At 67.5% G+C, this 12,081-nt stretch carries 8 protein-coding genes and 1 tRNA gene; 1 reads left to right on the forward strand and 8 read right to left on the reverse strand.

Annotated features, from left to right (window positions below; all coding sequences use genetic code 11):
* Positions 1-7: 7 nt before the first annotated feature.
* The 5 genes from I0K15_RS20225 to I0K15_RS20245 all read right to left on the reverse strand — a co-directional run bounded on the left by I0K15_RS20225 (position 8) and on the right by I0K15_RS20245 (position 6,488).
* Positions 8-220, reverse strand: coding sequence for a hypothetical protein (locus I0K15_RS20225; protein ID WP_196103276.1), 213 nt, complete (start codon positions 218-220; stop codon positions 8-10).
* Positions 217-3,315: a valine--tRNA ligase gene (locus tag I0K15_RS20230; RefSeq protein WP_196103277.1), complete on the reverse strand. Its 3,099-nt coding sequence runs from the start codon at positions 3,313-3,315 to the stop codon at positions 217-219. The genes I0K15_RS20225 and I0K15_RS20230 overlap by 4 nt, the downstream gene beginning before the upstream one ends.
* Before the next feature lie 66 nt (positions 3,316-3,381).
* On the reverse strand, positions 3,382-4,335 hold the full coding sequence (locus I0K15_RS20235) for a hypothetical protein (protein WP_196103278.1): 954 nt from the start codon (positions 4,333-4,335) through the stop codon (positions 3,382-3,384).
* Positions 4,336-4,345: 10 nt separating this feature from the next.
* A complete protein-coding gene (locus I0K15_RS20240) occupies positions 4,346-5,746 on the reverse strand; it encodes a TolC family outer membrane protein (RefSeq protein ID WP_196103279.1) in 1,401 nt (466 codons plus the stop codon).
* A gap of 88 nt (positions 5,747-5,834) precedes the next feature.
* On the reverse strand, positions 5,835-6,488 hold the full coding sequence (locus tag I0K15_RS20245) for a protein-L-isoaspartate O-methyltransferase family protein (protein WP_196103280.1): 654 nt from the start codon (positions 6,486-6,488) through the stop codon (positions 5,835-5,837).
* 130 nt (positions 6,489-6,618) lie between these two features.
* Between I0K15_RS20245 and I0K15_RS20250 the strand changes: the two genes are divergently transcribed.
* Positions 6,619-6,692, forward strand: a tRNA-Cys gene (locus tag I0K15_RS20250).
* Between the two features lie 275 nt (positions 6,693-6,967).
* Here I0K15_RS20250 and I0K15_RS20255 read toward each other — a convergent pair.
* From I0K15_RS20255 to I0K15_RS20265, 3 genes are all read right to left on the reverse strand, one after another.
* Positions 6,968-10,081, reverse strand: coding sequence for a hypothetical protein (locus I0K15_RS20255; RefSeq protein ID WP_196103281.1), 3,114 nt, complete (start codon positions 10,079-10,081; stop codon positions 6,968-6,970).
* Between the two features lie 149 nt (positions 10,082-10,230).
* Positions 10,231-10,449 carry a hypothetical protein gene (locus I0K15_RS20260; protein ID WP_196103282.1) on the reverse strand — a complete coding sequence of 73 codons (219 nt, stop codon included), beginning with the start codon at positions 10,447-10,449 and terminating at the stop codon, positions 10,231-10,233.
* Positions 10,450-10,543: 94 nt separating this feature from the next.
* Positions 10,544-12,043, reverse strand: coding sequence for a bifunctional AfsR/SARP family transcriptional regulator/alpha/beta hydrolase (locus tag I0K15_RS20265; protein ID WP_196103283.1), 1,500 nt, complete (start codon positions 12,041-12,043; stop codon positions 10,544-10,546).
* Between the last annotated feature and the right edge of the window lie 38 nt (positions 12,044-12,081).

The raw sequence follows: 12,081 nt of genomic DNA on the forward strand, positions 1-12,081 counted from the left end.
TGCTCCCTCAGCTTCGGATGGCGAAAAAGAAGGCGGCAAGCGCCAGGACCGTGATGATGAGCCCAGCCACGAGGTTGAGGCCGGATTCCACGAGCCCGGTGACGAAGCCGCCGACGGCGCCGCCGGGATCGAGCTCGGCCGGCGGCAGCACGAGGTTGAAGGCGAGGAAGAACAGCCCGCCCGCGATCGCCAGCCAGATCAGCCGGAAGATCAGCTTCATGCCAGCGCCCTCACCCGCTCCTGCGCGGCACGGAGCTTCGTGGCTTCCGCTTCGGCGGCGGTCAGGCGCTCGCGCTGCTCGGCCACGACCTCTTCGGGGGCCTTGGCGAGGAACTTCTCGTTGGCGAGCTTGGCGCTGAGCCCCTTCATCTCCTTGTCGAGCTTGCCGAGCGCCTTGTCGAGGCGGACGGCCTCGGCCTGCACGTCGACGAGGCCCGCGAGCGGCAGGCAGATCGTGGCGCCGGGCACGCCGAGGGTCACCGCGCCGTTCGGGACGACATCGGCGTAGTCCACGCCCTCGACCCGGGCGAGCCGTTCGATCAGCGCGCGGTTGTCCTCGAACCGCTGGCGCGTGGTGGCGTCGGCGCTGACTAGAACGAGACCGGTCTTGGCTCCGCCCGCCACGTTCATCTCGGAACGGACGGAACGGATCTCCTCGATCAGGGCACGGACCCAGCCGATCTCTGCCTCCGCGTCGGCGTCGACCAGTTCCGCGCCGTAGTCGGGCCAGTCGGTGACGACGAGCATGGCGTCGCGCCGCGCCGTCTGCTCCCACAGCGCCTCGGTGATGAAGGGCATGAAGGGGTGGAGCAGCTTGAGGCACTGGTCGAGCGCCCAACCCATGGTCGCACGCGTCTCCTCGGCCTGATCCCCGGCGAGGAGCGGCTTCGCGAACTCCAAGTACCAGTCGCAGACCGTGCCCCAGACATGGGCGTAGAGCGCGTTCGCGGCATCGTTGAAGCGGTAGGCGGCGAGGCTCGCATCGACGCTCTCGCGCACCCGCGCGGTCTCCGCGATGATCCAGCGGTTCACCTTGGCCTGCGGGTCCGGACGAGCGCCGTGGACGGCCTCGTTCATCTCGGCGAAGCGGACGGCGTTCCAGAGCTTGGTGCCGAAATTCCGATATCCCTCAACCCGTTGGGAGGAGAGCTTCAGGTCGCGCCCCATCGCCGCCATCGAGCTCAGCGTGAAGCGCACTGCGTCCGCGCCGTACTGGTCGATCAGGTCGAGCGGGTCGATGATGTTGCCTTTCGACTTCGACATCTTCTGCCCCTTCTCGTCGCGGACGAGGGCGTGGACATAGACGGTGTGGAACGGCGCGCGGCCGTCCATCTCCTTTTGCATCATCATCATCCGGGCGACCCAGAAGAAGATGATGTCGAAGCCGGTGACGAGCACCGAGGTCGGGTAGTATCTTTCCAGTTCCGGCGTCTGCTCCGGCCAGCCGAGGGTGCCCATCGGCCAGAGGCCGGAGGAGAACCAGGTGTCGAGGACGTCGGGGTCGCGATAAATCGGAAGTGGCGGAAGCTCCTCGCCCGCTTCGTGCGCGTAGAATGCGACAAGAGCCGCATCGAACGCATCCTTGTCGTCGAACGCCGCGATCTGGAAGTCGCCATAGTAGGCCTTGGCAGCCTCGAGCGCCTGCTGCTCCTCAATGGCACAGAAGGCCTGAGGCTCGCTGTCGAGTATGACCTTCGTGATTGGACCTTCCCAGTCATGCTGTGGGGTCGTCTCCACTTGCAGGGATATACCGCCGGTCGACCCCTTTTGGGCAAGCTTCGGCCCATACCAAACCGGGATCCGGTGCCCCCACCAGAGCTGGCGGGAGATGCACCAGGGCTCGATGTTCTCCATCCAGTGGAAATAGACCTTCTCGTCGCGCTCGGGCAGGATCTTCGTCTCGCCGGAGCGAACGGCCTCCATGGCCGGGCCGGCGAGCTTGGCCGCGTCCACGAACCACTGGTCGGTCAGCATCGGTTCGATCACCACGCCGGAGCGGTCGCCGAAGGGCTGCATGATCTTCTTGTTCTCGACGAAAGGCACTTTCCGAGGGGGTGCGCCCGCGGTGTCCTCCTGATCGCCGCTGGCCGGTTCCGCCGGAACCTCGACCATCACGGCGAGGCCCTCGTTCGTGATGTCCGCCACGATCCGCTTGCGCGCGTCGAACCGGTCGAGGCCGCGGTATTGCTCGGGCACCAGGTTCACCTGGTCGACCTCGGCCTCGCTGGCCTCGGCACCCTCGCGCAGCGCCTTCGCCTTCTCGGCCGCCTCCTCGTAGGAGAGGCCGTCGGAGCGCATGGCGCCTTTCGTGTCCATGAGGCGGTAGAGGGGGATTCCGTTGCGCTTGGCGACGCCGTAGTCGTTGAAATCGTGGGCGCCGGTGATCTTCACCGCGCCGGAGCCGAAATCCCGGTCCGGGTACTCGTCGGTGATGATCGGGATCAGGCGGCGATGCTCCTTCGGCCCCACCGGGATCTCGCAGAGCTGGCCGACGATGGGCGCGTAGCGCTCATCCGAGGGGTGCACCGCGACCGCGCCGTCGCCCAGCATCGTCTCGGGCCGGGTCGTCGCGATGGAGATGTAGTCGCGGGTTTCGCGCAGGGTGACGTTGCCGTCCGCGTCCTTCTCCACGTACTCGTAGGTCGCACCATTCGCGAGCGGGTACTTGAAGTGCCACATGTGGCCGTCGACCTCGCGGTTCTCCACCTCGAGGTCCGAGATCGCCGTCTCGAAATGCGGGTCCCAGTTCACGAGGCGCTTGCCGCGGTAGATCAGCCCGCGCTCGTACATCTCGACGAAGGTTTTCAGGACCGCGCGGTGGAAATCGGGCGAGTTCTCGTGGCCCACGCGCGTATCGCCCGGCGCGCCGGCCATGGTGAAGGCGTTGCGCTCCCAGTCGCAGGAGGCGCCGAGGCGCTTCAACTGCTCGATGATGGTGCCGCCGGATTTCTCCTTCTGCTTCCAGACGAGGTCGATAAACTCCTCGCGCGGCATGTCGGTGCGTCGGCGGTTGGATTTCGCGAGCTCGCGCTCGACGACCATCTGCGTCGCGATGCCCGCATGGTCCTGGCCCGGTTGCCAGAGCGTGTCGAAGCCGCGCATCCGGTGCCAGCGGACGAGGATGTCCTGCAACGTGTTGTTGAACGCATGGCCCATGTGGAGCGAGCCGGTGACGTTCGGCGGCGGGATCATGACGCAGAAGCTCTCGGCCCCCGGCTTCGCGTTGGCCCCTGCGCGGAAGGCGCCCGTCGCCTCCCAGGCCGCGGCAATGGCGGTCTCGCTGGCGGCTGCGTCGAAGGTCTTGTCCATGGCCATGCGTCTACGTCCTCATCCGGTCTTCGGATGAGGTTCCTAACGTGGCTCAGGCCGGAGGGGAAGGCGTCAGTTCAGCCCGCGTTCCTTGAAGGCGCGGATGATGTCCTTGCGGACGGCCTTGCGAACGCCGCGGGAGAACTGGGCGCCCATCTCGCCCTGCAGCTCCTCGATCAGGATCTCGCGGACGAGGGCGCGCAGGTCGGGCTCGTTCGAGGAGGCGTGGCCCTGCTCGCCCATCGCCTCGCGCACCATGCCGCGAATGGTCTCCCGATCCGGGAGAGCCGCGGCGGAGGCGACGGTTGCAGCGGCGGCGACGGCCGCGGACGGCTCGGTGGCCGGGGTGAAGACGCTCTCGCCCTCGGCGGGACGGGCGCTCCAGACGTCGTATTCGGCGGGGGGCGTGGTGTCCTCTTCCGCCGTGTCGTTTGAGGCGGCGGGCTCATCATCTTCGGATGCCGGCTCGTCCGTCGTGGTCTCGTCATCCGCGGCGGGATGGAGTGCGGTGACTTCGGCCGGCTCCGCCTCGGGCTCCGGCACCTCGGCATAGGGGGCGTCGGGGACCGCCTCTTCCTCGACATTCGCCGCGACGGAGCTGTCGAGGGCGATCGGGCTTTCGGAACCCGCAGGCAGCGAGGGCTCGGACGGCTCCTCCGGCTCAGGCGCCTCATCCTCCGACGCGGTCTCGCTTTCCGGTCCCCGCTCCCACGCGAAGAGCGCGTAGCCTTCGGGCGAGGAGCGCTTGGACTCCTCCTCAACTGGTGTGTCGAGCCGGAGAGGAGCTTCGTCGGCGACTGGCGTGTCGAGCCGCAGCGGCTCTTCGGCGGGCGCTTCGTCGACTACCGGACGGTCGAGCACGAGCGGAGCGACCTCGTCCGCATCCTCGACCTGCATCGTCGCCGTCAGGACGAGGGGTTCTTCGTCCGGCGCCTCGCGCTCAAGGCTCGCCCCCTCCGCAGCGACCCGCGCCCGGATGGCGGCCAAGACGTCCTCGACGCTGCGCTCCTTGCCCTCGTCCGACATGCGCTCTCCCTCAGTTCCGGCCCAGGATACGGTCGAGCACCTCGCCGCGGCTGCTGGCATAGGGCCCGTTCTCCACGGCGCGGAAGTAGGCATCCGGGTTGTACTCATCGACCGGCAGGTTCAGGTGCTCCACGGTGAGGAGACCCATGGCGGAGAGCAGCGTGTAGGCCGCCACCACCTCGTCCCGCTGTGCTGCGACCAGATCGGACTGCGCGTTCAGAAGGTCCTGCTCGGTGTCGAGCACGTCGAGCGTGGTCCGCGCGCCGAGGCGGGCTTCCTCCACAATGCCTTCGAAGGCGACGCGGGCGGCCGTGATCTCCTGCCGGGCGGACACGATGGAGGACCGGGCCACCATCAGGTTGGTCCAGGCGAAGGAGACGTTCTGACTGACGGTCCGGCCGGCATCCTGCAGCTCGGCCTGATCCTGCTCGAGGTTCGCGACGGCCTGCCGGACGGCGGAGGACAGCGCCCCGCCGCGATAGAGCGGCAGCGTCACGTTCGCACCGACCGTGGTGTCGCGGGTCGAGGATCGCGCCCCGTCAAAAGCTCCGTCCTCGAAGCCGTTCCCGGCCGTCAGGTTGCCGTTCAGGCTGACATTCGGACGGAACGCGGCGCGCGCCTGGCGCACCCGGAATTCGGAGGCTTCGACCTGCGCGCGCAGGTTCTGAAGCGACGGCTCGTTCGCCATTGCGATGGCGATGGCGTCTTCCTCGGTCGCGGGCAGCTCGGGCGTCGGCGGCGGCGGCGCGAGGTCGCCGGGACGCACGCCGACGATGGCCTCATAGGTCTCCGCCGAGCGCTCGGCCGCACCCTCGTTGGTCACGAGGTTGGTGCGGGAGGATGCGAGACGGGCCCGCGCCTGGCTCACGTCGGTCCGGGTCACCTCGCCCACCTCGAACCGGTCGGAGGCCGCCTGGAGCTGGCGGCCGATGACGACCACGTTGTTCTCGGCAAGCCGCACGAACTGCAGGTCGCGGCGCACGTCCATGTAGGCGGTGATGGTATCGAGCAGCAGGTTCTGCTCCGCCGTCACCAGCGCCGCACGCTGCGCGTTCACATCCGCCAGGGCGGCGTTGGTCGCGGCAGAAGTCGCACCGCCGTCGAAGATCGTCCAGTCGGCGTCGAGCTGGATCGTCTCCCGATCCGTGAAGTCGTCCCGACCGCCGAAGAAGCGGTCATTGTTGGTGCTGAGCGTCGCAGTGCCGATCGCGTCCACGTTCGGGCGCAGGCCGGCGCGGGCCTGGGGCACCTCCTCGTCCGCGGCGCGCAATGCGGCGCGCGAAATTTCCAGCGTCGGGTTGGTGTTGTAGGCGCGCACCAGTGCATCGGTCAGCGTCTCGGCCGCCACACCGCTGGACAGCATCGCCCAGACCGAAAGGGCTCCCGCAACTCGACCTGCCACTCGTCTCATGCCGCGTGCCATACCCTGCTCCTGTCTGTCGTCTTGATCCCTGACGGTGGGGGGAACCGCCACTTGCGTGACTGTCACGCAGTTGCGCTTAGAATACAAACGCTTTCTCGGCAGCATAGCCGGGAAGAACCGGTGCAGTGGCATCGAAGATACGGCGCCATGTGATGCCGTTTGCCCCTTTGACACCCAGCTTGACGGCGCCGAAGGCACCCGACATCTCGATCATCGCGATGCGCCCGTCGGGCCGCAACTGCTCCTCGATTGCATTCGGCAACCGTTCGGCCCCGCCCTGCATCAGGACGACGTCATAGGGACCGTGGCCGGCCGCGCCCTCCTCCAGCGGACCGGTCTCGACGATCGCATTGTCGACGCCCTGGGCCTGCAGCGTGCCCACCGCCGTCTCGGCGAAGCTCTCGTCGCTCTCGATGGCCACGACGGCTTCGGCGATCATGGCGACGACGGCGGTGGAATAGCCGTAGCCCGCCCCGATATCGAGGACGAGATCGCCCGGCTGGATCGCGAGCGCATCGATGATCTTGGCCAGCACCCGCGGATCGAGGCAGACGCGGCCCGTCCCGATCTCCACATGCTCGCCCATATAGGCGACGGCTTTCGCAGCGGAGGGCAGATACTCCTCCCGCGGGACCGTCAGCATCGCCTTGATGATCGGGTAGCGCGTCACGTCGGAGGGACGGATCTGGCAGTCCACCATGGCAATCCGGGCGGCGGTGAAGTCGGTCATGGGCGCGTCCTTGCGGTCCGGCTGGGCATCGTTTGGCCGTGATTGCCACAGCGCCGGGGCGCAGGCAACGGCTCAAAGATGGCTCTGGACGCCCCCGGCCGCATTCGTTATCTGACCAACCACACCCGGCGGCGAGTTGGCGGAGTGGTTACGCAGCGGATTGCAAATCCGTGTACACCGGTTCGATTCCGGTACTCGCCTCCAAAGACTTCAGTATAAGTCTGAAGCCTTGTAACGTGCATAGTCACTCAAATTCGCTGACCGCTCCGCCACTAAAATTCGAATCAAAGATATTAAAAATTTTGATTTTAAATGTTATAGTTGTTTCAATCTGCCTCTCAGATTGAGAATATAGAAGTATTCACCTCCCAGCTATTGCACTTAATCTGCGCTATTGTGCCAGCCTCGTAGTATGACACAGACATGCACGCAGCAAAAGAGGGGCGGCCCCGCGCAGGAGCCGCCCCGCATCGGGTCGGTCAGCCCTCGCCGCCCATGTCGGAGGGCTTGAGGGGTTTCTTCAGCTTCTGGCCGGTCGCCCGCATCCGTATCGCCTGTTCGACCGCGTCGACGAGGTGCTGGGAATTGCGGAACTTGAAGCTCTTGCGCTTCTCCTTCTTCTGGCTCGTGATGAAGGCCTTGGCGGCGGAACGCGATGCGCCGCTGTCCCGGCCGGTCTTCGCGATCAGGGTCGCCACCTCCTTGAAGCTCTCCTGCTCCTCCGCGTCGGCGTTGTAGACCTTCGCGAAGTTGGACCAGTTGGTCTTCTGGACGTGGCTGAGGCTGATCTCGACACCTGCCTCGGCATCGGCAGAGGCGCCTGCGGTCGCCTTCACGCCCTTGGCCGCGAGGGCAAGGATCTTGTCCGGCGGGATGTAGGCGTCGGGGCTCGCTTTCCTCAGATTGCCCGACAGCATGACCGCACGCGACTTCGCTTCGGCCTCCGCATCCTGCTCCAGCAGTCCGGTGATCGCTTTGACCTCCTTGCTTACGTATTTCTGGAGCTGGGCGCTGTCCATGCCGGCGAGCGCGCCGGCGCCGGTCGCCTCCGCCTTCGGTGCGGGCTTGGCATCGGGCATCGCGGCGGTGGCGGCGGCGAGCACGTCTCGGATGGTGGCCGAGGGCGGGCACTCGCCGCGGGACTGCATCTTGTCCATCAGGTCCTGGGCGAGGGCGATGATGGCCTGTTTCTTGCCATCGGCCTTCGCCTTCGACATCGCCTCCAGATGCGGGCGGTAGCGGGACGGGATGGTGACGGGACCGGTCGGCGCGCCTCCATCCGGAGCCCCTCCGGACTCTCCCGTCGTGGCCGCAGCACCTGCCGCGCCGCCGTCGGGATCCTTACGGTCGGGGCCGCGGCGGCTGTCGCCGGGGAAGGGATCGGTCTCGTCATCCGATTCCGAGTCGTCGTCGGAGCCGCTGTCGGTCGATCCGTCATCGTCGGTGTCGAGGTCGTCCAGATCGACACCGCTCGGCCCGTTATCCGGGAAGGGATCCGAGGTGCCGCTGCCTTGCGTCTCGTCATCGGGGAACGGATCAGCCGGGCGCGTCGGGAACGGATCCGGATCAGCGGTCGGGAACGGATCGCTCTCCGTCTCCATCTCCGCGCCGTCGAGGGTCGAGATGTCGTCCAGATCCGCATCCGGGTCCAGGTCGACGCCGGTCGGGCTGTCATCGGGGAACGGATCGTCGGTGCCGCCGGTCGGGGGCTCACCGCCGGTCGGGAACGGATCCGAGTCCGTGTCGGAGCCGTCCTGCTCCTCCGTCTGCGTCGCGCCGGGTTCCGAGCCCGGCACGAGTTCGGATACGTCCGGCTCCGGCGGTGCAGGGGGCGTCTCGGACTCAACCTCCTCCATTTCGATTTCGGAGACGACGATGCTGCCCCAGCGACGGCCGCGTTCCTCGGCAGAGAGGCGTTGCCCGTCGCCGTCGGCCGCGCCCTGCCGCTCCTCCTCCGCCCGAATGGCCATTTCGAGCGCGGCGTAGATCTGCTCGACGGTGGTGTCCTCGGGGCATTCGCCGTTCGCCTTCATGGCGCGCAGGATGGCCTCCGCGATCTGGCGGACCCGGCGCATGTCGAAATTGGCGAGCGCGCGGGCCATCGCGTCGAGTTCGCGGTTGTAGGCCGCAGGGACGTTCGCGGGCGCCACCTCGAACTCGTGAGGCGCCTCTCCGTCTTCGGAGTCCTCGACCTCGAAGGCGCTGATCTCATCCATCTCGGCCCGCTCACGATCGAAGCGCTCCATGGTATCCGTGGCGAAGGGGTTGGAGCGCGCCTCGCCCCGCTCCATCTCCTCCCGCTGGCGCTCGAAACGCTCCATGGTTGCCATGTCGTAGCGCTCGGGCTGGGCGTCGCCGTCCTGGACATCTTCCGTCTCCGCCGCGCGGCGGGGTGCGGCCATCGCGCGGTCGGCGGCGGCGAGGATCTCGTCCAGCGTCATGTCCGGCGGGCACTCGTTTCGGATGAGCAAGTGGTGCCGCATCTCCTCGGCGATCTGCCGGCGCTCCTTCTCGGTCTTCGCCTTACGCAGGTCATCGAAGAACGCGCCGTATTTCGGCGGAAGCACGTAGGGTCCCTTGGCGCCGTCATCGCCGCCCGGCTCGTCGTCCGGGAGGGGTGGAATGGGACGGCCCGCGTTCGGGTCGGCCTCCTCATCGTCCGGCAGCGGCGGGATGGGCCGGCCCGCATTGGGATCGTCCCCGTCGTCTGGGAGCGGCGGGATGGGACGGCCTGCATTGGGATCGTCCCCGTCGTCGGGGAGGGGTGGGATCGGGCGGCCGACGTTGGGATCCGGCTCGGGCGTGGCGTCGGAGCCGAAGAGTTCCTCGAGATCGGCCTGCTCGTAGGGGCTGTCGTCGAAATCGGATTCGCTTTCCGCGACGCTTTCGTCGTCGAGGAAGGTGTCGAGATCCGGCCGTTGGAAGGAGCTCTCGTCGAAGTCCGGCTCGCTGTCGTCATCGCTGCCGCTGTCGGAGCTGTCGTCGTCCGCGCGCCCGTTTGCACCGCCTGCCCCGCCGGCGCCGCCGCGGCGGGAGCCGTCATCGGAGCCGGTCCCGCCAGCCCCGGGTGCGCCCCCTGCCCCGGGTGCGCCGCCGGAGCCCGGTGCACCGCCCTGGCCCGGAGGATTGCCGCCATCGCCCGGCGGGTTGCCACCGTCGCCCGGCGGTGGCGTGCCGTCGTCGGCATCCGGATCGATGCCGTTGAAATCGAGACCGCCATCCTCGGGCCGGAAATCCTCGTCATCCTCGTCGAACTCCGGATCGAGCTCGACCTCGCCGCGCCGCTCCACACGATCGACCAGGGTCGCCATGAGCCCCATCACGTCGTTGAGGGGGTTGGCGTTGCCGGTCAGATCGACCCCGTCGTCGGGCTGCCATCCGTTCCGGCTGCGCCAGTCGAGGATGTATTCCCGCTCCGCCCGGATCAGCGTGGCGAGCGTGCTGGCATCCCGCCGGAACACCCCGGCATCCTTGGTCTCGCACGCGAGAAAAGCGTCCTGCGCAGCGGCGAGGAACCGGGGCTCGTTCGGGAGCGCCAGAACCCTCAATGTCACCTGCCAGTGCCCGTCGCTGTAGCCGTTTCCATCCGCCATAACGCAATCTCCTGCTTGTCCAAACAATCTCGGTTGTGAGTGCGGCGGGGCGCGGGTTTGGTTCAGCGGGACATGGAAAAATCGCCCGCAGGCCCAACGGGAAAAGGCGCCGACGGATCGGAGCCTTTCGGGTCACGATGGGGCCCTAACTACTTGAAGAGCTTGCGCATCGCCGCGAGCAGTTCGCGCGGCTTCTGCTTGATCTGCTCCTTGCGGATGACGCTATCGGCGATCCTCTCCGCATCCTTGTCATTGTCGGTCTGGAGGGCGGGGAGCATCTTCTGCCCGCCCTTCTGATCGGAGACGCCGAGCCGCTTCATCATCGCGGCGTAGTCGTCGGGATACTTGATGTTGTTGATCCCGATCATCTCGGCTCCTTTCCTCGCCTTGGACCAGTTCCATGAGCGTCCCGTGGCGGCGTAGGTGCCGGGATGCCGAGGAAAGGTTCGCCTGAAGGGGCTGTCAGAGGCCGTGCTGGACGACGAAGCGCTGGATGGCCTCGGCACAGGTGCGCCAGGCAGGTTCGCTGTCCATGATGATGTGGTTGCAGCTATCCAGCACCACGAACTCCGCACCGGGAATGCCGTCCGCGACGGCCTTGCCATCGGCGAGCGGGATGCGTTGGTCGTCCTTGCAGTGGAGCACCAGCGTTGGCGCGCGAACGTCCGCCAGCCGGTCGCGCACGTCGATATGTCCGAACGCCTCCTGAAAGCGGGCGGCATTGCGGGGCGAGGTCGTCTGGCGCTGGAACTCGTCGAACCAGGCGAGATCGGCGGCACGCGCCTTCGGCATGAAGGTCTGGGAGAAGATGTGGCGGTAGGCGGGGTTGTCGGTGCCCCAGCCGAGCTCGGTCAGCGTGAGCACCGCCTCGCGCCGCGCCTGCTCCTCGGTCGTTGCCATCACGCGCCAGCCCGCGGCATAGCCGCTGACGAGGATCAGGCCCGAGACGCGCTCGGGATGTCGCGCGGCATATTCGATCGACACGGCACAACCTTGCGAGATGCCGAGCAGCGGGAACCGCTCCAGCCCGACCCGGTCCGCCACCGCCTCCAGATCCTCGACGAAGGCGTCGAAGCTGAGGTCCTTCACGTCCCAGTCCGAGAGGCCGCAGCCCCGCTCGTCATAGCGGATGAAGGTGCGGTAGCGGGCGAGTGCCGCGAAGCTGCGGCCCCAGATCGGGCTCGACCAGTCGAATTCGAGGTGGTTGAGCCAGTTGGCGGCCTTCAGGATCGGCCGGCCGGAGCCGATGGTGGCGTAGGCCACCTTGGTGCCGTCGGGCACCTCGCAGAACCCAATATTCTGGCTTTTGAGCGCACGATTGAGGGCCGCGGTCTTGCGGGCCTGCGGAATGTCCCCGGCAGGCTTCGAGGTCGGTTCGGGCCGGACATGGGCGTGCGCACCGTCCGGATCGACCTCCTGCCACAGCCGCTCCCACTTCTCGGCCGCTCTCGGAGTGATGTCAGGATGATCGACGAGCTGGCGGAGCACGGCGCAGAGCGTCACGCGCGCATCCTCCCGCTCGGCGGTCAGCCACGACCGGAAACGCTCGTCCCCCGCATCGTCGAGCCCGTCGAGCAGGTCCATCTGCAGGCGCTGCGCCATGTCCTCGAGGGCGGCGACCGGCGTGTCGGATCTCTGGAGCGCTGCGGCGATGTCATGGATGTCGATGCAGGCCCCGCCAGCGTCGAACCAGACCCGCTCGCGATCGGCGACGATCCGGCTCTGCTCCGGTCCGTCCACGACCCGCCGCAGCTTGCTGAGCGCCCAGCGCAGCGTGGCCTTCGGGTCATCGGGCAGATCCCAGAAGAGCTCGCACAGCCGCTCGCGACGATGCGGCCGCCGGGTGGCGATCAGGAAGGCGAGCAGCGCGCGGGCCTTGCGGGAGGGCGGGAGTGCCACCTCCTGCCCCTCCACCAGGACCTGAAGCTCGCCCAGCATCCGGACTTCCAGACCGTGCGTCATTCCCCTCCGACCCGGCGCGCCATCCAGCCCCACGCAAG

The sequence above is a fragment of the Pontivivens ytuae genome (assembly GCF_015679265.1).
GTDB classification, from domain to species: domain Bacteria; phylum Pseudomonadota; class Alphaproteobacteria; order Rhodobacterales; family Rhodobacteraceae; genus Pontivivens; species Pontivivens ytuae.